19 protein-coding genes are annotated in these 22,040 nt (G+C 67.0%); 3 read left to right on the forward strand and 16 right to left on the reverse strand.

The window, feature by feature from the left end:
- Nucleotides 1-16 precede the first annotated feature (16 nt).
- The 7 genes from NM203_RS24335 to NM203_RS24365 form a co-directional block, all read right to left on the reverse strand.
- The gene (locus tag NM203_RS24335; RefSeq protein ID WP_408633406.1) at nt 17-1,876 is read right to left on the reverse strand and encodes a DUF4012 domain-containing protein; all 1,860 of its coding nucleotides are present in this window, start codon (nt 1,874-1,876) and stop codon (nt 17-19) included.
- Between the two features lie 104 nt (nt 1,877-1,980).
- Nucleotides 1,981-2,430, reverse strand: a complete 450-nt coding sequence (locus tag NM203_RS24340; RefSeq protein ID WP_255063130.1) for a hypothetical protein — start codon at nt 2,428-2,430, stop codon at nt 1,981-1,983.
- 203 nt (nt 2,431-2,633) lie between these two features.
- On the reverse strand, nt 2,634-5,405 hold the full coding sequence (locus NM203_RS24345) for a helix-turn-helix transcriptional regulator (RefSeq protein WP_255063132.1): 2,772 nt from the start codon (nt 5,403-5,405) through the stop codon (nt 2,634-2,636).
- A 395-nt stretch (nt 5,406-5,800) separates the two neighbouring features.
- Nucleotides 5,801-6,694, reverse strand: coding sequence for a cyclopropane mycolic acid synthase family methyltransferase (locus NM203_RS24350; RefSeq protein WP_255063133.1), 894 nt, complete (start codon nt 6,692-6,694; stop codon nt 5,801-5,803).
- Nucleotides 6,695-6,781: 87 nt separating this feature from the next.
- A complete protein-coding gene (locus NM203_RS24355) occupies nt 6,782-7,657 on the reverse strand; it encodes a cyclopropane mycolic acid synthase family methyltransferase (protein WP_255063359.1) in 876 nt (291 codons plus the stop codon).
- 47 nt (nt 7,658-7,704) lie between these two features.
- Complete coding sequence (locus tag NM203_RS24360; RefSeq protein ID WP_255063135.1) at nt 7,705-8,583, reverse strand: cyclopropane mycolic acid synthase family methyltransferase; 879 nt, start codon at nt 8,581-8,583, stop codon at nt 7,705-7,707.
- A gap of 120 nt (nt 8,584-8,703) precedes the next feature.
- Nucleotides 8,704-9,606, reverse strand: a complete 903-nt coding sequence (locus tag NM203_RS24365) for an alpha/beta fold hydrolase (protein WP_255063136.1) — start codon at nt 9,604-9,606, stop codon at nt 8,704-8,706.
- A gap of 323 nt (nt 9,607-9,929) precedes the next feature.
- Here NM203_RS24365 and NM203_RS24370 point away from each other — a divergent pair, with 323 nt between their 5' ends.
- Nucleotides 9,930-10,232 carry a hypothetical protein gene (locus NM203_RS24370; RefSeq protein WP_255063137.1) on the forward strand — a complete coding sequence of 101 codons (303 nt, stop codon included), beginning with the start codon at nt 9,930-9,932 and terminating at the stop codon, nt 10,230-10,232.
- Between the two features lie 9 nt (nt 10,233-10,241).
- Here NM203_RS24370 and NM203_RS24375 read toward each other — a convergent pair whose 3' ends face one another.
- A complete protein-coding gene (locus NM203_RS24375) occupies nt 10,242-11,597 on the reverse strand; it encodes an ABC1 kinase family protein (protein ID WP_255063138.1) in 1,356 nt (451 codons plus the stop codon).
- An 83-nt stretch (nt 11,598-11,680) separates the two neighbouring features.
- Nucleotides 11,681-12,673, reverse strand: a complete 993-nt coding sequence (locus tag NM203_RS24380) for an oxygenase MpaB family protein (protein WP_255063360.1) — start codon at nt 12,671-12,673, stop codon at nt 11,681-11,683.
- Nucleotides 12,674-12,774: 101 nt separating this feature from the next.
- On the opposite strand from NM203_RS24380, the gene NM203_RS24385 reads away from it, so the two are divergent.
- Nucleotides 12,775-13,374, forward strand: a complete 600-nt coding sequence (locus tag NM203_RS24385; RefSeq protein ID WP_255063139.1) for a TetR/AcrR family transcriptional regulator — start codon at nt 12,775-12,777, stop codon at nt 13,372-13,374.
- Here NM203_RS24385 and NM203_RS24390 read toward each other — a convergent pair.
- The 3 genes from NM203_RS24390 to NM203_RS24400 all read right to left on the reverse strand — a co-directional run bounded on the left by NM203_RS24390 (nt 13,371) and on the right by NM203_RS24400 (nt 15,483).
- Entirely contained in the window at nt 13,371-14,273 is a 903-nt protein-coding gene (locus NM203_RS24390; protein ID WP_255063140.1) for an alpha/beta fold hydrolase, read from the reverse strand. The genes NM203_RS24385 and NM203_RS24390 overlap by 4 nt on opposite strands.
- A 75-nt stretch (nt 14,274-14,348) precedes the next feature.
- Entirely contained in the window at nt 14,349-14,954 is a 606-nt protein-coding gene (locus tag NM203_RS24395) for a DinB family protein (protein ID WP_255063141.1), read from the reverse strand.
- Between the two features lies 1 nt (nt 14,955).
- Entirely contained in the window at nt 14,956-15,483 is a 528-nt protein-coding gene (locus NM203_RS24400; RefSeq protein WP_255063143.1) for a DinB family protein, read from the reverse strand.
- 62 nt (nt 15,484-15,545) lie between these two features.
- On the opposite strand from NM203_RS24400, the gene NM203_RS24405 reads away from it, so the two are divergent.
- Nucleotides 15,546-16,499, forward strand: a complete 954-nt coding sequence (locus NM203_RS24405; RefSeq protein WP_255063145.1) for a helix-turn-helix transcriptional regulator — start codon at nt 15,546-15,548, stop codon at nt 16,497-16,499.
- Nucleotides 16,500-16,591: 92 nt separating this feature from the next.
- Here NM203_RS24405 and hutI read toward each other — a convergent pair whose 3' ends face one another.
- The 4 genes from hutI to hutU are packed head-to-tail and all read right to left on the reverse strand — an operon-like array spanning nt 16,592 to nt 21,934.
- Entirely contained in the window at nt 16,592-17,746 is a 1,155-nt protein-coding gene (gene hutI, locus NM203_RS24410) for an imidazolonepropionase (RefSeq protein ID WP_255063147.1), read from the reverse strand.
- The gene (locus NM203_RS24415; RefSeq protein ID WP_255063148.1) at nt 17,743-19,053 is read right to left on the reverse strand and encodes a formimidoylglutamate deiminase; all 1,311 of its coding nucleotides are present in this window, start codon (nt 19,051-19,053) and stop codon (nt 17,743-17,745) included. The genes hutI and NM203_RS24415 overlap by 4 nt, the downstream gene beginning before the upstream one ends.
- The gene (locus tag NM203_RS24420) at nt 19,050-20,255 is read right to left on the reverse strand and encodes an allantoate amidohydrolase (RefSeq protein ID WP_255063149.1); all 1,206 of its coding nucleotides are present in this window, start codon (nt 20,253-20,255) and stop codon (nt 19,050-19,052) included. Before NM203_RS24420 ends, NM203_RS24415 begins: the two co-directional genes overlap by 4 nt.
- Nucleotides 20,252-21,934, reverse strand: a complete 1,683-nt coding sequence (gene hutU / locus NM203_RS24425; protein ID WP_255063150.1) for a urocanate hydratase — start codon at nt 21,932-21,934, stop codon at nt 20,252-20,254. Before hutU ends, NM203_RS24420 begins: the two co-directional genes overlap by 4 nt.
- Between the last annotated feature and the right edge of the window lie 106 nt (nt 21,935-22,040).

The raw sequence follows: 22,040 nt of genomic DNA on the forward strand, positions 1-22,040 counted from the left end.
GTTGAATACGATTGGTTCAATTCGTGCATTCCGGCACCGATATCGTGGGAGTGACGGTGTCGAGCAACGGTTGAATGGGGACACGCGCCGCGCCCGGCGCTGTCGGCTCGGAAAGGCGGAAGCTGAGTTCACCTGACTGTCCGGGCGGTATTGCGACCTGCACTTCGAAGCTCGGATGACCGCGTTCTACATTTTCGAACGCGGCGACGCGCTGGCCGTTGGCAAGGACGCTCACCAACTCGGCACCGTTCGTCGCGAGAAGGCGAACTGACGTGAACATCGTGCCGCGCGGCGCTTTAACTGGAAGTTGAGGCAGAAGACCCGCCGAATTAGCGACGTAATCGGGTAGCGGTTCATTCTTGGCGATATTGGTTAGGCCAACTGTGACGGTCGACATCCTCGTGTCGCCGTCGCAGCCATCAGCTGTGTACTCGATTTCTCTTCTCAGGTAGTAATCGAGTTTATCGCCACCAAGATTGTTGATCACGATCTCGGCATATGGTGCTGGATCGGTGGGGATCGCATGTGCGAGCGGAGTTTCCTCGAGAATCTTCTGTTCGGACGGCGACGAACTCCACACGGCGATTCGGCGCTCCCGAATCGCCTGCCCCAGCGCTTCGAGGAGGTGGTGCGGCGATTCGACGGGTCCGGTCATCTTCTTGACGACCGCATTGGCGATGTCCTGTAGGTACATCTGGCGAGCTCGCTGGTCCGTCGGAAACCTGCTGTAAGCCGTCGACTCGGTGAGTTCGACCACGTTGTCCTTCGTGATCACCTCACCGTCCGGCATCGCCACGGCGCCGACTGCTCTGAGCACGTAGCTCAAAGCGACGGGGTCGATGGCGATTGCGCCGTCCACGTTCATTCCCGACTCCTGCGCCCACATCGACTTCCAGATCTGCGCGGCATATGGAAAATGTGAACTCTGGTTGCTGTTGCGGGAATCGGTAGTCGGGTTGGTGTACCCGTACTGTTCGGTGTATTCCGCGCCCAGGTCGATCGGAGTGAAGGGCCCGTTGATCTGATCGTTCGCCGAGAGGTCGTCCACGGTTGCGATGCCGTTGTCGACGTGGAGAATGCCGAAAGCTCCAAGCAATCCCCCGGTGCCGCGGGCCTCGGCATTCGTTTGAAATCCCATGAAGTAGGTCCGCGGGCCATCGGCCCCCATCATCGATGGCGCTAGGCGCGCAGCGAGAGCCGTATTGTGGATCGTCGACAAGATGTCGGAGACCTGTGCTTGAAGTTGCGTGCGAGCGTCGCGGAGAGCCGAGAGATACGTCGGTTCCGCGATCGCCTGTGCTTCGCCGTCGAGTTTCGCGGCGGCAGCCGAAATGTCGCTCAGCTGAGGTCCGGCGTCGCGGAGCAACGTGACGTTCAAGCGGTTGCCCTCGAGCAGTCGGTCCGGTGAGATCGCTGCTCCGACTTGTTGAGAGGGCTGAAGCACATCGTCGACGAGGCCGAGCACGACATCGGAGATCTGTTGCCCGGTCTCGAAGGGGCTCCCCAGCCACGGCACCCGTGACGCGATGTTCCAGGGCAGCGAATGAGTCGAGTCGCGTGCGAGCTGGGCATGGGACTGTGCTTCACCTACCCATTTCGCTGCAGCCTCCGCATCACCCTGAGCGAAAGCATCTTTCGCCTCCGCTGCACTGGCCCGCGCCTGGTAGAGGTTCGACTTCGCCTCGACGGCTTCGAAGCCCAGCCAGCCTCCGAAACCGACGCCGGCTACGAGCAGTAGCGCACCGGTCCACGTGGCACGTCGGCGATCCCACCTTGGCGGAGGTTGGGAAATGTCCTCGCTGTCAGCCGGTTCCAGAGCTCCGCCGTCGACGTCTTCCTGCTTTCGCCGGAACGGGTGCTGCGAGAAGATGCGCACTCAGAGGTCTCCTGTGCTCGGCCGAGATCTCCACTTCGAGGGTGCGGCCACGAAGCGGCGTGGCTCAGGACGACGCACGAGCTGATAGGTCGCGTCGGACCGGACTAGGCGCAGCCTCGGCTGTATGACCCCGATACCGTGCCGTAGGGCCCGATCTGCAAGGTGAGGCCGGCGACGCAGAATTCGAAGTTGATGCTTCCGAACCACCCGAAGAACGGTTGAAGGAAGCCGGGAATCAGCGCTAGCGGATAGAACTCGAAGACCGTGGTCTGCGTCGGGGGAGTCGGGTTGGGCGTGCCGAACCACCACAACGGATTCTGGAAGATCGAGCTGGGGTCGAACGAAGTGATGCTGGAAGAGCTGAAGGCGAACGGGGCGAGGTTGGGAGGGCACGCTTCGTCTGTGTCCAAGACGCAGTCCGGGACCGCCGATGTGCCGATGCCGCTCGTTGGCACGGGCGCGACGGGTTCGGCGTTGGCGACCGCGGCGGGTGTCATGATGGCAGCGGCGGCGATCACACAGGCGGCAGTGCCGGTCCGAATTCTCTTGATCATCGTTCCCAAACCCCTTACATCACCAGACCTTGTCTGCTGATTCGCAGACAACGGGCCCGAGCGTCGGTGCTCCGACAGCTTCTATATAGAAGAAGGGTAGTGATGGCCGGTGCGGTCGGAATCGGGTGTTTGCCTATCGTTTTGCACCGTCCGCCCCTATGGCTCGGGTCGATCCGAAGTCTCGACCGCCCCCGCACCGGAAGTCACCGGGAAGTTCGTTGCCGTTGCCGGCCGATTTCTCGGCCGAGCTCGGCTCGAGTGTGGATGTCGAGCTTGCGGTAGATCCGAGCCAACTTGGCTTCGACGGTTTTCGGGCTGATGAAGACTTCGGCGCCGATGTCGCGGTTGGTCATCCCGGCAGCCGCCAGTTCCGCGACGCGCGCTTCCGAAGGGGTGAGCAGTGTGGTTTGGGGCCCGCTCACCCCGATGCGTGCCAGCTCAGTGCGGGCTCGATCGGCCCACAGAGTCGCCTCCATTCCGTCGAACGCGACCAGTGCCTCGGTCAATATAGCTGTGGCGGAATCTCTTTGGCGCTGACGGCGCTGGAGTTGGCCAAGTAGCAGCTGGGTACGGGCGCGTTCGAACGGCATGTGCAACCGATCGTGCTCAGCCATCGCCCGGTGTGCCATGCGAGTTGCCGCCGGAACATCGCCCTGGCCAACCAACATCATGCTGCGGCAACGGGCGGCCATCGCGAGCATCCAGGCTCTGTCCAGTCGTCGGCCGTGATGCTCCAACGCTTCGATCATGGGTTCGGCGTCCTCGATCTGACCCCGCGCGATCATGGCCTCGATCGCATCGGGCAAGAACGTGGCGCTCACGATCTCCATCCCTGGCAGGGTGCCGAATCGTGCGACCAGCGGCTGCAACGTCGTCAGGGCGTCGGCACTGTTGCCCAGCGAGAGTTCGAGAAACCCCAGGCTCGCGATCGCCTGGTCTGCCAAACGTGGTGAGCCGCAACGGTTGGCCCGCTCGATCGCAGCGCGAGCCTGTGCGCGAGCTTCCCGCTCGCGTCCCGTGTAGGCAGCGACGACGGCTCCGATGGTATCGGCGATGACCAATGCGTGATCACCGCCGAGCTGTTCGGCACGTTCGGTCGCATCGGTGGCGGTGGTTGCGGCCGCCGCGAAATCTCCCCGCCACACGTCGATCAACGCGCTGTGCAGATCGATGAACATCGCGTGGCCGTCCTCGCCGCGCTCGATGCAGCGGCTACGCACGGCGGACACGTACTCGCGCGCGTCATCCAGTCGGCCGGTCCAGGCCAGCACCAGGGCGTTCACTGTGCTCGCGTCGAGGGGACCGGGGGCATCAACGTCGCAGTCCTCGAGCTCGAGCGCTCGGTCCAGCCTCTGCTCGTCGACACCCTGTCCGCAGACGAAGTTGACCATCGTCCACATCGCGCACGCCCGGCTGCTCAGGGCCGGCAGGTCGAGCTCGTCGGTGAGTTTCACCGCCTGACTCGCGTTGTGGAACGACCTGTCGTACTCGGCGGTGTTGAGTCTGGCGAAGGACAACAGGATCAAGGTCTCCGCGAGCAGGGCGAGGTCGCTATCGGCATCCTGCAGCGAATCCTGCAGCATTCCGGCGGCCTGTTCGAAACTGTTGTGATACAAGCAGATCTCGGCAAGCAGACCGACCGCGGTCGCTCGCACTGGACCGGGTGCCAGGACCGCAATCAGGGGCTCGAGAAGTGCGCGGGCGTGTCCGTAATTGCCGGCGTGGAAATGGTATCTGGACGAGTCGATCCGGCGAGGAGGGGTGTCGCCGCCCAGGTCGATGGCGAGATCGATCAGCTCGGCGGCCGCAGCCGACGCGCCTCGCGCTCGCGCGGATTCCGCTGCGGCGTCCAGCGCCTCCAGGGTTTTCGGGTCCTCGCTAGTCGTGCCAAGTGCCAGGTGCCGGGCTTTCACCTCGGGTAGAGCCTCGACTTCGGCCAGTGCCCGATGCATCTTGCGGCGGCGCGACGGACGGGCCTCGGTGTAGAGGCCTCGGGCAAGGAGGGGATGGGCGAACCGCACCCTGTTCCCCTCGATGCCGACAAGGCCTCTGCTCTCGGCGGTTTCGAGGAGTTCGACGGTTTCGATGGCGGTCAAACCCGTAGCTCCGGCTAGCAGGTCCACGGTCGGATCGGTGACGCACGCCGCCGCGAGCAGCACGTTACGGACCTCGTCGTCGATCTCGCCGATTCGGGAACGCACCACGTCCACCAGTGTGCGGGGCAGCTCGCGCACGGCGGATGGTCCGTGATCCTGCACCTCGCGCGCCAGCTCGAGGGCGAAGAAGGGATTGCCCTCGGAGAGCTCGGCGATGCGCACCATCAGGGGTCGCGGAGGCGTACTGCCCAACCGTCCCGCGACGACCGTGTAGAGCCCACTCAGGCTCAACGGGCCTAGAGGGATTCGACCGATGACATTCCTGGTGCCCACACGGAGCCAGGTCCTCGCGGAGGGGCACGTCGGTTCAAGGCGTTCGGTGACGAGCACCCCCACCCGTCCTTTGAGTCGGCGAGCCGCGAAGACGACTACCGCCCTACTGGATGCGTCGAGCCAATGGACATCGTCGATTGCCAACAGCACCGGCGCATCCGCGGCGAACATCTCGATAACGGCCAAGAAGGCGGCCGCTACGATCCGCTGATCGGTTTCGGGGCCGTCGTCGCCGCTGCGCAGCAACACTCGGTCAACTGCGGTCCGTTGCAACTCCGGTAGCCGCAACAGGTGGGACGACTCCACGTCGCTCAGCAGATCCGCTACCGCCGCGTAGCTCATCGCCGATTCGGCCTGGCCAGCCTGAGCCAAGAGGACCCGGTACCCGCGCTCCCGTGCCTGCTCAGTGGCGGCGTTCCACAGCGTCGTCTTGCCGATGCCGGCTTCGCCCTCGATCGTGAGGCCCGCCGGACCCAGGGAGGCTGACGTCAGAAAATCGGCTAGCGCGCCCAGTTCCCCTGCTCGGCATACCAATTCTTGAGACATGCGTCATTTTTGCATTGTGTACGGCCACTTGACAGCAAAACCCAAGCTCTCGGCTGATAGTGCGTGTGGATTCATCCGTACATGCCCTTCAGCTGCGCCGATGGTGCTTTTTTGGCAAACTCGTCAATAATGCTTAGCATCTGCTTCAGCAAACTGTTCTGACTACTGCGTGTGATGCCCGACCGGAGCCGTGACCCAGGGTCGGGCCGGTTAGGCGGTCTTCTCGTGTCCGATAGGTGTCATGTCGGCAACGGCGAACGTCCCCGACTAGGGGGCTGTGGCGATACCGGCGGCTCAAAACAGGCTTATCCGATGTATTCCGCCTGTTAGCTGGACCCAAGACGGGAACGGCCCCGACACTCGGAAAGTGCCGGGGCCCTTCGACTACTGAAACGTCAGGCGGCCGCGTTCTGCTTCAGGTAGGTGACGAGGCTGACGTCGATCGCCTCGTCGATGAAGTAGTACTGGCACCCCGTGAGGTACTTCATGTACCGCTCGTAGTTCTCGAGATCGGTGGCCGCGATCGCCTCGTCTTTTGCGGCTTCCAGCCGGCTCGCCCAGATGCCGAGGGTCTTGATGTAGTGGTTGCGCAGCGACATCGCCTCGGGCACCGTGAAGCCGGCCTTCTCGCCGTGCTCGATCATCATCTGCGTGGTCGGAACGCGACCGCCGGGGAAGATCTCGGTGATCATGAACTTCACGAAGCGAGCCAGTTCGAACGTCAGCTTCTTGCCGCGCTCGGCGAGATCGTACGGGTGGTAGCCGACGCTGCTCTGGATGGTCATCCGCCCGTCGTCCGGCAGGATCTCGAAGCAGGTCTTGAAGAAGTCGTCCCAGCGGTCCTTGCCGAAGTGCTCGAACGCCTCGATCGACACGATGCGGTCGACGGGGCTGTGGAACTGCTCCCAGCCCTCGAGTCGGACGTCGAACGTGCGCGGCGAGTCGATCTTGCTCAGCAGCTGATTGCAGTACGCCTGCTGGTTCTTGCTCAGCGTCAGGCCGATGACGTTGACGTCGTACTTCTCCATGGCGCGCTGGAGAGTCAGCCCCCAGCCGCAGCCGACCTCGAGCAGCGTCATACCGGGCTTGAGATCCAACCGATCCAGATGCTGATCCACGTTGGCGATCTGCGCCTCGGACAGCGTCACGTTCGGGCCCGTGAAGAACGCGCAGCTGTACTTGCGCGTCGGGTCCTGGAACACGCCGAAGAAGTCGTCGGACAGGTCGTAGTGGGCCTGGATGTCCTCGAAATGAGGAGTCATGTCCTTCGTGTCAGTGCTGTCAGCCATTTTTCTCCTGATTGGTGACCGCGCGTGGCTTACCCGCACGACGCGCGCAACTAGCCGTTCACCCTAGCGTTTCGCAGGTGCCGGGCCCTAATTCGGATGACGTGTCTTCGCCATCGTGAACTGGTTGACGTCGATGTAGCCCTTGCGGAACAGGTCGGCGCATCCGGTCAGGTACTTCATGTACCGGTCGTACACCTCGACGGATTGCAACCGAATCGCTTCGTCCCGACGCGCGGACAGCGCCGCCGCCCACAGATCGAGTGTGCGGGCGTAGTGCAGCTGCAGCGACTGGATCCGCGTCGTGGTGAAACCGGCGTCGGACGCGTGCTCCTCAACGGCCTCGATGGCGGGCAGCTGGCCACCGGGGAAGATCTCCTTGGCGACGAACATCGCGAACCGGCCCGCTTCCATGGTCAGCGGAATGCCGCGAGCCTCGACCTCGGCCAGCGTCAGCCTGGTGATGGTGTGCAGCAGCATCACGCCGTCGTCGGGCAGCACCCGGTGGGCCTTCGTGAAGAACTCGGACCAGCGATCGCTGCCGAAGTGCTCGAAGGCGCCGATCGACACGATCCGGTCGACGGGCTGATCGAACTGCTCCCACCCCTGCAGCAGCACCGTCGCGCTGCGCGGGCCGGTGTAGGCAGCGAACGACTTCTGGACGTGGCTGAACTGGTTGGCCGAGAGCGTCAGGCCGATGACGTTGACGTCGTACTGGTCCAGCGCGCGCAGCAGGGTCGAGCCCCAGCCGCACCCGATGTCCAACAGCGTCATACCGGGCTGCAGTCCGAGCTTGCCCAGTGAGAGGTCGATCTTCGCCTGTTGAGCTTGGCCCAGCGTGTAGTCGTCCTGCTCGAAGTACGCGCAGCTGTAGGTGCGGCTCGGATCGAGGAACAGTTCGAAGAACTCGTCGGACAGGTCGTAGTGGGCCTGCACGTCGTCGAAGTGCGGTTTGAGGTCGGGCATGGGGTTCGGAATACCCGCTTTGGTGTAGCTCACCGGTCCCAGATTAACTACTTCACCAGCGTGAACTGACACACGTCGATGTAGCCGTCCTTGAAGCCCTTCGCGCAGCCCGTGAGGTAGTGCATGTAGCGGTCGTAGACCTCTTCGGACTGGATCGCGATGGCCTCGTCCCTGCGGGCCTCGAGCGCAGCCGACCAGTGGTCCAGCGTCTTGGCGTAGTGCGCCTGCAACGACTGCGTCCGGGTGAGGGTGAACCCGGCCTTCGCCGCGTGCTCGCCCGCCAGTTCGGTGGTGGGCAGGTATCCGCCGGGGAAGATCTCGGTGAGGATGAACTTCACGAATCGGGCGATCGAGAACGTCAACGGGAGCCCGCGCTCGGTCATCTGCGGCAGCGTCAACGCGGTGATGGTGTGCAGCAACATCACGCCGTCGTCGGGCAGCGCCTTGTAGGCCATCGCGAAGAAGTCGTCCCAGCGGTCCCGGCCGAAGTGCTCGAATGCGCCGATCGAGACGATGCGGTCGACGGGCTGATCGAACTCCTCCCAGCCCTTCAGCAGAATCTGCTTGGACCGGGGGCTGTCGGATTCGGCGAACACCTGCTCGACGTGGGCCTTCTGGTTGTTGCTGAGCGTCAGGCCGATGACGTTGACGTCGTACTTCTCCAGCGCGCGAAGCATCGTGGAACCCCAGCCGCAGCCGATGTCCAGCAACGTCATACCCGGTTCGAGGCCCAGCTTGCCGAGCGCCAGGTCGACCTTCGCGAGCTGCGCCTGCTCCAGCGTGTAGTCGTCCTGCTCGAAGTACGCGCAGCTGTAGGTCTGGGAGGGATCGAGGAACAACCGGAAGAAGTCGTCGGACAGGTCGTAGTGTGCCTGCACGTCGTCGAAGTGCGGTTTGAGGACGTTCTTGCGGGCGGTTTTCGCCATGGTGGCGCCTCTCGTGCGATCAGGTGCTCGGCGGTTGTCGCCGGTGACGCCCCCGAGCCCTGATGGAATTCCCCCGGACGATACGCCCTGAGACTGGTAAAGCCGAACTCGTGAATCAGGTCACGGAACTTCGCTGAAGGTCGTCTTCAGCTCCCCGACGATGTCGTCCCAGAGGGGTTCGGGCAGGTCGTGGCCCATTCCGTCGAACAGGACGAACCGTGCCCTGCGGATCGCCTTGGCTACCGCGCGCCCGCCGGCCGGACGCATCAGCTTGTCGGCCTTGCCGTGGATGACGACCGTGGGTGCGGTGATCTGCTTGTCGTAGCCGAGCAGGCTGCCGCTGCCCATGATGGCGCTGAAGTGCCTGGCCACTCCGGCCGGGTAATAGGACCGGTCGTAACCCTCCACCGCGTCCGCCAACACCTTCTCCTCGGGTACCGGGTAGCCGGGGCTGCCGATGATCCTGGTGACCTTCACGGCGTTGGCGATGATCCCGTCGCGTGAGGTGTCCTTGGGCCGGGTGGTGACGGCGCGCAGCTGCCGAGGGCCGGGCGGCGGCAGCATCGGCTGGTTGTTGCTGGAGAAGATGACCGCGAGGGTCTTGGTCCGATGCTGATAGCGAGCCGCGAAGACCTGAGCGATCATGCCGCCCATCGAGCCGCCGACGATGTGCGCCTGCTCGATCTGCAAGTGGTCGAGCAGCGCGGCGGCGTCGTCGGCCATGTGCTCCAGCGTGTACACCGCGGGGCTCGGCCTGCCCAGATACGAGCGCACCATTCTGGGCAGCAGCGGCGCCCCGGTGTGCTTGCCCTCGACCTTGCTCGACAGGCCGACATCGCGGTTGTCGAACCGGATCACGCGCAGGCCCTGGTTAACCAGCCGCTCGCAGAACCCTTCGCGCCACAGCAGTAGCTGCGCCCCCAACCCCATGATCAACAGGACGGCGGGATCGTTCGGATCGCCGATGTCCTCGTAGTAAATATCCAGGTCACCCGCACGTGCGGTACCCGTCCGAACCTCCATCACAACCTCCAGCCCCCCGGTTAGCCACTCCGGCAAGGATAGTGGTGCCGTTCGATCGCGGTGATCGGGCGGGCGACGAACTCGGGTGCCCGTTCCGGCGAACATCTCGCCCGCGCGCATGTAGCGCTGTTTGTGCCGCCGCCGGGGTCCGTCGATTGGTCGGCCACGTTATTTTCCTCGCACGTCCGCGCGCTGATTCGCCCCTCGCGGTGCCGTTGCGAATCGTGCTGCCGGGTGTCATCATGAGTCCACTGACTGGGGGGACCGGCAAACTTATGGGGATAAGTGACCGGCATCGACTCGATGCCGCAGATTCGCCGAACTTGGCATCCGTCGACAGCCTCGCGCTTCTGGATCTCGTGACGGCGCGCGCTGCACTGGATCGCGCGCGGAGCAAGGCCAAGTGGATTCGCAAGAGCAAGGAGCTCCACCGCGCGACGCGGGCGGTGGAGGTCGCAGCGCTCGCGGCCCACAGTGCCGGCGTCGGCTGGAACGAGATCGGCGACGCGCTCGGCATCGAGCGCGCGATGACGCCACACGCTCCGTCGCGCGCAGACATCGAGCGCGCAGCCGAACACCGTCATCGCGGCGAACTGCCCGATTACGGCGCCGCGGTGGCCCTGTAGCGCGCCTGCTCAGATGTCGAGTTCGCCCTCGTGGGCCTTGTGCTCCTTGCCGATGTCCACCATGAAGTTGGCGAAGTAGCCGGTGAGCTGCGGGTCGCTCATCATCTGCCACCGCGGTGCCAGCAGCTTCATGTAGCGCTCGACGTAGAGGAACTGCTTGCCGATGAGCACCAGCTCGCGCGGCAGCTTCACGTCGTAGGCGTCGGCCAGCGCGGAGAGCTGCTTGCCGATCTCGGCGTACCCGAGGTCGCCCAGCGACTTGGTGGTGAGCGGGGTCGCGAACTTCTCCAGGTCCTTGGCGGCCTGCGCCTCGGGCTTCACGGTGCCGACGGCTCCCATCAGCACGACGATCTTGCCCGCGGCGGCGTGGTCCTTCTTGACCAGCAGCGCGTACACCAGCTCGCGCAGCAGCCAGCGGGTGCGCGGGTCGATGCGGCCCATGATGCCGAAGTCGAAGAACACGATCTTGCCGTCGTCGTCGACGTACAGGTTGCCCGCGTGCAGGTCGCCGTGGAACAGCCCGTGCTTCAGACCGCCCTCGAAGAGGCTGAAAAGCAGTGCCTTGACCAGGGTTTCGCCGTCGAACCCCTTCTTGCGAATGGCGGCGACGTCGTCGATGCGGGTGCCCTGGATGCGCTCCATGGTGAGCACGCGCGCGCTCGTCAGATCCCAGTAGACCTGCGCCACGCGGATGTCCTTACCCAGCGGTGACGCGTGCATGTGCGCGACCCAGGCGTCCATCGACTGCGCCTCGAGCCGGAAGTCGAGTTCCTCGGCGAGGTTGTCGGCGAAGTCGGCGACGACGTCCTGCGCTGACAGTCTGCGGCCCAACTTGACCAACTCGACCAGCTGCGCGCCGCGCTTGAGGATCTGCAGATCGGCGGCGACGCGGCGGCGGATGCCGGGTCGCTGGATCTTGACGACGACCTCCTCGCCGGTGTGCAGCGTCGCGTAGTGCACCTGCGCGATCGACGCCGAGGCGAACGGCTCGTACTCGAACGACTTGAACAGATTGGCCGGCTCGTCGCCGAGTTCCTCCTTGAACAGCTTGTGGATCTGCTCGGTGTTGGCGGGCGGCACCCGGTCGAGCAGGCTGCGGAACTCGCGGCTCAGGGGTTCGCCGAACGCGCCGGGGCTCGAGGCGATGATCTGGCCGAGCTTGACGTAGGTGGGGCCGAGGTCGGAGAACGCCTGCGGGACCTGCTTGACGACTTTCTCCTGGAGCGAGCCCTTGCCGAACAGGTTCGCGACGACCCGTGCGCCGGTACGGGTGACTTGCCACCCCGTCGCCCCGATGCGAGCGGCCTCGACGGGCAGAGGCACCCGGTCAATCCTGGCCACCTCGCGGTGTTTGGTCGTAGTCATAGAAGCAGTGTCTCAAAAGTGGCTGGAACGGCGAAAATTCGTGTGGAACAGGTCACAGTCGTCTTTCCGGCGGAAGTCGCGCGTCAGGCGAAGCTGTGCTCCACCTCGTCGCGCGTGCGTACCGGGTCGGTGCCCGGCACGTGTGTCGGCAGCGTGTGCGGCACCGTCGTGCCGCCCTTCACCCGAGCCTGGGCCTGCCGGAACTCGGGGATCGCGCCCGCGGCGGTGTGCAAGCCGTTGATGACCGACCAGACCGCGGTGCGGCGGGCCGTGCGCTCGACGATGTTCGGATCGCGGTGCTGGATGAGCTGCTTGGCCCATTTCGGCATGGTGTCGCGGATGGCCCAGTCGATCGCGGCCTGGGGCATCGGCAGGTTGGGTCCGGTCGCCATCGCCGCGCCGTGGGTGACCGCGAGCCGCGGCAGGTAGGACTGCAGGCACTCCAGCGTCTCGGCCTTGGTGGTCGGCAGGTCGGTGCCTCCAAGGGCGTGACCGACGCGGATGAACTCGCCGTAGTAGCGGTCGAGTTTCCTGCCGCGCAACGGATTCGGGTGGTACATCTCGTGTGCGGTGGCCAGTCCCCACACCACCGTGGCGTAGTTCCAGCGCAGCCAGTCCGGGTCGTCGGCGTCGTAGGTGGCGCCGTCGGGCCGGGTGCCCTTGATCGTGTGGTGCATGGCGCGCACCGTCTGCGCCAGCCGCTCCGCCGTCGCCGTCGAGCCGTACGCGGTGCCGATGAAGAACGCGATGGAGTGGCCCAGTCGGACGGCCGCGCCCGCCGGATCGATGTACGGCCGGGCGACCCCCGTCTTCTCGTCGCGCTGCACCAGTCGCGAGTGGTGCATGCCCATCCAGTAGATCGACGGGTCGAGGCGTTCGATGTACGCCGCGCACTGCAGCCCGAATACCAGGGCCTCCAGGTGCGAGTGCACGTGCCACACCGCGCTGCCCGGTCCGAACCAGCCGGGGTCACCCGCCGGCCCGGCGAACTCCATGCCGCGGAAGTAGTGCTTGCGGACGTTCTGATCGAAGCGGTCCTGCAGTGACCGTTCGACGATCTGGTGCGGCATCAACAACACTGCTCGACTCCCTGGAACTCTGGCAACACGTGTTGTCACCCTACCGCTCTGAGCACGAGCGTGACCAGATTCGGGACGACATTTCGTACGCTGTCTCAATGTCGAGTCCGACTCGATGGGCGGGGGTGCCCCTCAGCGATCGGCGTGCGGAACGCCGCGTGCTGCTGGTGGCCGCCGCCTTCGAACTGCTCGGGACCGACGGCGTCGCCGCCGTCACCGTCCGGGCGGTCTGCCGCGAGGCGAAGCTCAACTCGCGGTACTTCTACGAGTGCTTCGCGACCACCGACGATCTGCTCGGCGCCGTGTACGACCACGTCGTCGGTGAACTCGCCGACGTCGTCGTCGAGGCCAGCGAGGCCGCGGGTGAGCGGCGGGACAGGCGGACCAGGGCCGGCATCCGCGCCGTCCTGGCGTTCACGTCGGCCGATCCCCGACGGGGCCGGGTGCTGTTCACCGAAGCGCGTTCCCACCCGGTGCTCGCCGAGCGGCTGACGATGATCCAGCGTGCGCTGTACCGGGCGGCGATCGAGGAGGACGACCGCCGGTTCCCCGACGCCGACCCGCTGTCGAACATGGTCGGTGCCGCACTGTTCACCGGCGCGATGACGGAGCTCGTGGTGCAGTGGCTCGCCGGCGCGCTGGGGGACGACGTCGACGTCGTCACCGATTTCGCCCTCGAGCGAGTGCTGGCCTTCTAGCGGGCCCGGACGTTCTCGATCAGCGCCTCGATCACCGGTCGCCACACCGGCGCGGGAAGATCGTGCCCCATCCCGTCGACGACGACGAAGCGCGCACCTGGGATGAGGCGAGCGAGGTTGCGGCCGTTGCGAATTCGGATCATCGGGTCGTGCGAGCCGTGGATCACCACCGTCGGCGAGGTGATTCGGCGGGCGAACTTGACCAGGCTGCCGGTGCCCAGGATGGCGTCGAACTGCCGCAGGCCTCCCTGCGGATAGTCGCTGCGCGCGGTGAGCGCCTCGACCCGCTCGCGCAGCTGCTCGTCGGTGGGCAGGAAGTTCGGACCGTTGATGATCGCGATGTTGCGCGCCTCGTGGGCGACCTTGACCTCCGCGGGTGCGTCCTTCGCCGGCGGGTCGAACGCCAGCTTGATGACGCGCCACCGCGGCAGCGACGATAGCGACGTGCTGGGGCTCGTCATCAACAGGCCCAGCGACGCGGTTCTTTCCGGGTGGGACGCTGCGAGGATCTGCGAGATCATCCCGCCCATCGACGCGCCGACGACGTGTGCCTTCTCGATACCGAGGTGATCGAGCAGCCCGAGGGCGTCCTGCGCCATGTCGATCAGCGTGTACGGCACCGGACTGCTGCGGCCGACGAGGTAGCGCGCCACCCGCGCGTACACCGAACCCTCCGCTTTGCGGCCGGTCAGCTTCGTCGACAACCCGATGTCGCGGTGGTCGTATCGGATGACGCGAAAACCCTTGGCGACCAGAAGCTCACAGAAGCCGTCGGGCCACATCGGCAGCTGGGCGCCGACGCCCATGACCAAGAGGATGGGCGGCGCGTCGGGATCGCCGAGGTCCTCGTAGAAGAGCTCGACATCCCCGCACGCCGCCGTTCCGCTTCGGGTCTGCACTCGTACTTTCTACGCGAGCGACCTGCGTGTGGAAACCCGCGGTGGGCGCGGGTCTCGACACGCAGGCCGAGCGGACTACTGACCGACGGGTTGCTTACCCCACGGCGTGAGCCACGGCGTCGGCTCCCAGTCCTCCACGCCCGCGAGCAACTCGTACAGCGTTGCGCCGTCGATGCTCTCGCGGATGATGTCGCCCTGACCGGCGTGCCGGGCGAGTTCCTCGATCATGTGGAAGATCACCCAGCGCACCGACCACGCCGACACGTCCTTCGGAAACCACGGGGCGTCGCCCGGCACGGGCACGGCGGCGCCCAGGTCCGCGGTCTCGACGAGCCTCAGCGCCTCGGCATTGCTCTCGTCGAACTTGGCCAGCACGTCGGCCAGCGTCTGGTCGTCGCGCATGACGAACTCGTCGGCGTACTCGGCCTCGCGAACCTCCATCGGCCGGTCGTCGGCCGCGGGCGCCTCGGGTGCGGCTGCGACACGCGCCATCCAGCCGGCTTGGCAGTTCGTGACGTGCTTGATCAACCCGCCGATCGACAGGGCGCTGACGGTCGGCGTTGCTCTCGCCTGCTCGTCGGTGAGCCCGAACGCCAGCGCATGGAAGGCGTACTGCTGCTGACGCAGGTAGTCGCGTAGTCCGGCGCGCTCGTCGGCGATGGGCGGGGGCATGGCGGGCATGTCAGCTCTCCTTCTCGGTGTGGGTGTAAAGATCACGGAGTAAAGCGATTTCGGCTCCGTGGTGAATGACTTCACGATTGATGTGCAGGACGAGCGTCGTCATCGTCTCGTCAGCGTAGGGCCCCTCGGCCGGGCCGCACGGCGTGGCGAGATCGGCGTCGCCGAGCTTTCGGACGCCCGAGATCCAGCCCCGGTACGCGTCGTCGAGTTGCGTCAGTGCGGTGTCGGCGTCGGTGGCGTAGGCCCAGGACTCGTAGTCGGCGGGCGGCCCGCCGAAGTGAGAGTGGTTTCGCACCGCCAGAACGCCGACGATGACGTGCGCCAGCCGCCACGCGATGGTCGTGACGGGGGCGGGCTCGGGCTGCGGGTAGGCGAAGTCGATCGCTCCGTCGGGGTGGATGGTCCAGCAGTCCGGTACCGGCTGCCAGAAGTACTCGTCGTCGGTCAGGCCGTCGAGGCGGGGACGCAGCTGGTTCGTCCAGTGGAAATCGAGCTGTTCTGCCAGGTAACGGGTCAGTTCGTTGCTCACGGGGTTCAGCCTGCCAGGTGCTTAGGACAGTTTCTGTCCTATGAGTGCGGCAGACTCTGGTCATGTCGGAAACCACCAGCCGCGTGCTGCAACTGCTCGGGCTCCTGCAGTCCCGCCGGGTGTGGTCGGGCGAGGAACTGGCCGACCGGCTCGGCGTCACCGGCCGCAGCGTGCGCCGCGACGTCGACCGGCTGCGCGACCTCGGCTATCCGGTGCACGCCAGCAAGGGCCACGGCGGCGGGTATCAGCTCGGGGCGGGGGCCGCGCTGCCGCCGCTGCTGCTCGATCCCGAGGAGGCCGTCGCGATGGCGGTCTGTCTGCGCGTCGCGGCGGGCGGCAGCGTCGCCGGCGTCGGTGAATCGGCGTTGCGCGCGTTGTCCAAACTGGACCAGGTGATGCCGTCGCGGTTGCGCGCCCAGGTGTCGGCGGTGCACGAGGCGACGGTCACCCTGACGTCGGGGCAGCAGCAGGACCTCGTCGAACCGGATGTGCTGATGACGCTGGCGCGGGCGTCGCGCGACCACGAGCACGTCGCGTTGAGCTACACCGACATCCGCGGGAACGTGACGCAGCGGCGGCTGGAGGCCTATCAGTTGGTGACGACCGGGCGGCGCTGGTATCTACTGGCCTACGACCGCGACCGCGACGATTGGCGCAGCCTGCGGCTGGACCGGATGAGCGACGTGCGGGCGCTGGGTTCGACGTTCACACCGCGTGCGGCGCCGGACGCGGCCACCTACGTGCAGCGCGCCATCACGTCGTCGCCCTACCGCTACGTCGCGAGGGTGCGGTACTTCGCACCGAAGGACGTTGTAGCGCAGACGTTCTCCGCGTCGACCGTGCAGATCGAGCCCGACGGCGACGACGCCTGCATCGTCACGGCCGGAGCCGACAGCGCCGAGGTTATGGTCCCGTACCTCGCGCTGCCCGGCTGCGACTTCGAGGTGCTCTCCCCGCCGGAGGTCGTCGAGGCGGTGCGAGTGGTTGCGGAGCGGTTGGCGCGAGCGGCGGGCTGAGAACCAGACTTATGCGCGAACGTTGGTTACCGCCACGGTGAATTGCGATTCACCGTGGCGGTAACCAACGTTCGGCGGGGTGTATCGCGGGGCTAGGCGATCACCACATCGGCGACGATCGGGACGCCGGGCCGGTAGGCGAAGTGGACGTACGACGGCGCGTCGAGACGGATGAAGTCGGCGCGCTTACCGGCGGCGAGCACGCCGACGTCGTCTCGTCTGAGCGCCCTCGCGCCGCCGGCCGTCGCCGCCCACAGCGCCTCGGCGGGGGTGAAGCCCATGTCGCGCACGGCGACGGCGATGCAGAAGCCCATGCTCGTGGTGTACGAACTGCCGGGGTTGCAGTCGGTGGCCAACGCGACGGTGACTCCCGTATCCAGGAACCGGCGAGCATCGGGCCACGGTGCGCGCGTGGAGAATTCGGCACCGGGTAGCAGGGTGGCGACGGTGTCACCGGCGGCCAGAGCCTCGATGTCGGCGTCGGTGGCGTAGGTGCAGTGGTCGACCGAGGCGGCGTTCAGAGCCACGGCGAGCCGGATGCCGTCGCCGGGGCCGAGCTGGCCGGCGTGCAGCCGCGGCTGTAGGCCCACGTCGATGCCGGCCCGCAGGATGAACCTCGCCTCGTCGACGTCGAAGGCGCCGCGGTCGCAGAAGACGTCGATCCAGCGGGCGTGGTCGCGGCACGCCGCGAGCATGTCGCCCGCGACCAGCCGGACGTAGGCGTCGCGATCGTGGCGGAAATCGAGCGGGACGACGTGCGCGCCGAGGTAGGTCGTCTCGGGGGTGAGCGCGTTGGCGATCTGCAGGCTTCGCTGCTCGTCGACGGTGGTCAGGCCGTAGCCGCTCTTCGTCTCGAACGTGGTGACACCGCCGCGGCGCAGTTCGCCCGCCAGCCTGGCCAGGTTGGCGGTGAGTGCGTCGGCGGAGGCTTCGCGGGTGGCGGCGACCGTGGTGGCGATGCCGCCGCCGTCGTAGGGCTCACCCGCCATGCGCGCGGCGAACTCGGCGGACCGGTCCCCGGCGAAGACCAGGTGGGCGTGGCTGTCGACGAAGCCCGGCAACACGGCGGTGCCCCCGCACGTCACACGCCGATCAGCTTCGGGCGCTGCGGCTTTCGGGCCCACCCAGGCGATGCGGTCGCCGTCGACCAGCAGCGCTGCGTCGGTGATGACGCCGAGCGGACTGCCGTCACCCACGGTCGGATCGTTGGTGACGAGTTCGCCGATGTCGTCGTACAGCACGGTCACGTGGTGAGCTCCCCGATGACGTCGGCGAGTGCGCGCCCGACGTCGAAGTGGTGGCGGCGGTCGGTGACGACGGTACGCCCGTCGACGACGACGTCCGTGACATCGGCTGCCGAGGCGGCGAAGACCACGTTCTCCGCAGTGGGGCCGCCGCCCGCGGTGCGCACGGAGGCCAGGTCGACGGCGACCAGGTCGGCCCGCGCGCCGGGGGCGATCCGGCCCGCGTTCGCCCAGCCGAGCGCACGCTGACCGTCGACGGTCGCGGCGTCGAGCAGTCGGGTCGCGGAGACGACGCCGCGACGCCGGCTCGCGAGACGCTCGTCGAGTTCGACGGCCCTGGCCTCCTCCAGCAGGTCGATCATCGCGTGGCTGTCGCTGCCGAGACTGAACATGCCGTCGAGTAGCGCTGGGGCAGGTCCGATTCCGTCGCCGAGGTCGCGTTCGGTGGTGGGGCAGAAACACGTCCCGGTGGCGGTTGCGCGCATGTCGGCGACGTCCTGATCGGTCAGGTGCGTCGCGTGCACGGCTGTGGTGCGCGGCCCGAGAACGCCGTGCTCGCGCAGCAGCGCCGTCGGAGTGCAGCCGTACGCGGCCAGGCACTGCTCGACCTCGGCGACCTGCTCGCTGGAGTGGACGTGCAGCGGGGCGTCGCGCGCGCCGGCCCACGCCGCAACCCGCGACATCTCCACGGGCGGCACGGCCCGCACGGAATGCACTGCGGCCCCGACGATCACGTGACCCGGAACGGTCAGCGCGTCGACTCGCTGCGCCCAGCGCTCGGCGTCCCCGTCGCCGAATCGCAGCTGCGGACCCTCGAGGGGGCTTCCGGCCGGGGTGGCCGTCAGGTAGCAGGTGTCGAGCAGCGTGAGCCGGATTCCGGCGTCGGCCGCTGCCTCGACGAGCGCGTGCCCCATGGCGTTGGGGTCGTCGTACGACCCGCCGCCGGGGCCGTGGTGCAGGTAGTGGAACTCGCCGACCGCGGTGACGCCCGCCAGTGCCATCTCGGCGTAGGTGGCTCGCGCCAGGGCCAGGTACGAATCCGGCGTGAGCCGCTCGGCGACGCGGTACATGGTCTCCCGCCACGTCCAGAACGACCCGCCGCCGCGCTGGGTGTGCGACCGCAGCGCGCGGTGGAAGACGTGCGAGTGCGCGTTCGCCAGACCGGGGATCACCAAGCCGGACAACCTCGTACCGGTCTCGGGACGGCCCGGCTCCACGGCGTCGATCACCCCGTCGGTGGCGGTGACGAGCACACCGTCGGCGACGTGGCCGCCGACCCACGCGTGCTCGCACCACCAGGTGTCGCTCACCCGCTCACCCAGTCCGCCATCACGTCGGCGAGGGCTTCGGCGCCGCGCCTGCAGTCGGCGATCTCGGCGTACTCGTCGGGGGAGTGTGAGACGCCGGTCGGGTTGCGCACGAACAGCATTGCGGTCGGCACCTTCTCGGACAGCACGCCCGCGTCGTGGCCGGCCTGGGTCGGCAGCACCGGCAGTTCACCCAGCGTGCGCATGATCCGTGCGCGCGGTCCGTCGGGGAAGACGACGGCCGGGCTGACGGACTCGATGTCGATGGTCACTGCGATACGGTCGTCGGATGTGGTTGCGTCCCGCATGATCGCCTCCACCATCGCCGCCAGCGTGTCCTCGTCGGCGGCGCGCGCGTCGAGCCACGCATCCAGCTGAGAAGGGATGGCGTTGGCGCCGTTGGGCGTGACGGTCAACTTGCCGAACGTGGCCACCGCCTGATGCAGGGTGGCCCGATCACGCGCGGCGCGCACCGTGGACGCGAACGCCAGCATCGGGTCGCGCCGGTCGACGAGCCGGGTGGTGCCCGCGTGATTGCCCTCGCCGCAGAACCGGAACCGCCAGCGTCCGTGCGGCCAGATCGCCGACGCCACCGCGACCGGCTTGTCCACCAGATCCAGCGCGCGGCCCTGCTCGACGTGCAACTCGACGTAGACCCCGACGCGGTCGACGAGGCCGGGATCGACGCCGACGTGCTCGGGATCGCGGCCCGCCTTCCGCAGCGCGTCGGCCAGCGATGTGCCGTCGGCGTCCCGCAGATTCAGGGCGCGCTCGGGAGTGACTGCACCGGTGGACAACTGGGACCCGACGCACGCGACGCCGAACCGGCCACCCTCCTCGTCCGAGAAGGCGACGACCGCCACCGGAATCCGCGGACCGACCCCGCGCGCGACGAGCAGGTCGATGGCCGCGAACGCCGACACGATGCCCAGCGGCCCGTCGAATGCCCCGCCGCCGGGCACGGAGTCCAGATGCGAGCCGGTGACGAACGCACCTCTTGGATCGCCGACCCAGCCCCTCGGCATCCACCACGCCCAGACGTTGCCGTTGCGGTCCTCCTCGACCGTCATGCCGCGGCGATCGGCCTCGTCGGTGAACCACTCGCGCAGCGTCAGGTCGGCCGTGGACCAGGCGAACCGCCGATAGCCGCCCGCGGGGTCGCGCCCGACGTCGAGAATGGACTCCCAGAGTCTGTCGAACGTCATCGGTGGTCCTGCATCGGGATTCGCACACCGCGCTCGGCCGCGACCCGGGTGGCGTGCTCGTAGCCCGCGTCGACGTGCCTGATGACGCCCATGCCGGGGTCGTTCGTCAGCACCCGCTCCAGCTTCTGCGCCGCCAGCGCCGTCCCGTCGGCCACGCACACCTGGCCCGCGTGGATGGAGCGGCCCATGCCGACGCCGCCGCCGTGGTGGATGGACACCCAGGAGGCGCCCGACGCGGTGTTGACGAGCGCGTTGAGCAGCGGCCAGTCGGCGATCGCGTCGGAGCCGTCCAGCATGGCCTCGGTCTCGCGGTAGGGCGACGCGACCGAACCGGAGTCCAGGTGGTCGCGGCCGATCACGATCGGCGCGGACAGTTCACCGGAGGCGACCATCTCGTTGAACTTCAAACCAGCCCGGTGACGTTCGCCGTAACCGAGCCAGCAGATGCGGGCGGGCAGGCCCTCGAACTCGACGCGCTCACCCGCCATGGTGATCCAGCGCTTGAGGTGTTGATTGTCGGGGAAGAGTTCGAGGATCGCCCTGTCGGTCGCGGCGATGTCCTTCGGGTCACCGGACAGGGCGGCCCACCGGAACGGGCCGAGGCCCTCCTCGAACTGCGGGCGGATGTAGGCGGGGACGAAGCCGGGGAAGTCGAATGCCCGGTCGTAACCGGCTTTCCGGGCCTCGTCGCGGATCGAGTTGCCGTAGTCGAAGACCTCGGCGCCCTTATCGAGGAAGCCGACCATCGCGGCGACGTGCTTGGCCATCGACGCCTGTGCCTGCTCGGTGAAGTACGCCGGATCCTTCTCCGACAGCGCCTTCATGTCCTCCAGTGCGACGCCGAGAGGCAGGTACGACAGGGGATCGTGTGCCGACGTCTGATCGGTGACGATGTCGATCGGTGCGTTCCGGTCGAGCAGCGCGGGGAAGATCTCGGCGGCGTTGCCGACGACGCCGATCGACAACGGCCGCTTGGCATCCCGCGCCTCAACGGCCCTGGCCAGCGCGTCGTCCAGGTCGGTGGCCTTGACGTCGAGGTAGCGCTTCGCGATGCGGCGGTCGATGCGGCTCTCGTCGACGTCGACGCAGATCGCGACGCCCTCGTTCATGGTGACCGCGAGGGGTTGGGCGCCGCCCATGCCGCCGACGCCGCCGGTGAGCGTGATGGTGCCCGCGAGGGATCCGTTGCTGTGCTCATGCCGACCGGAGGCCGCGAACTTCTTCGCGATCGCGCCGAACGTCTCGTAGGTGCCCTGCAGGATGCCCTGGGTGCCGATGTAGATCCACGATCCCGCGGTCATCTGGCCGTACATCGTCAGCCCGGCGGCCTCGAGCTCGCGGAACTTCTCCCAGTTCGCCCATTCGCCAACGAGATTCGAGTTCGCGATGAGGACTCGCGGCGACCACTCGTGGGTGCGGAAGACGCCGACCGGCTTGCCGGACTGCACCAGCATGGTCTCGTCGTCGTCGAGCGTGCGCAGCGTCGCGACGATCGCGTCGAACGCCTCCCAGTTGCGCGCCGCTTTGCCGGTACCGCCGTAGACGACGAGTTCGTCGGGGTGCTCGGCGACCTCGGGATCGAGGTTGTTCATCAGCATCCGCAGAGCGGCTTCCTGCTGCCAGCCCTTGCAGGAGAGTTCGGTGCCGCGCGGTGCGCGAACTGTGCGTGCCTGTGACATGCGTTCAGCACACCCGACCGGGCGCCGTTGCTCCAGGGCCATTCGGCAGCTAGTGTCTCGTATCCGAGACGTCGTGAACTGCGGGTGCGAATCCGCGCTGACCGCG

The sequence above is a fragment of the Mycolicibacterium arenosum genome, assembly GCF_024320865.1.
Lineage (GTDB): Bacteria > Actinomycetota > Actinomycetes > Mycobacteriales > Mycobacteriaceae > Mycobacterium > Mycobacterium arenosum.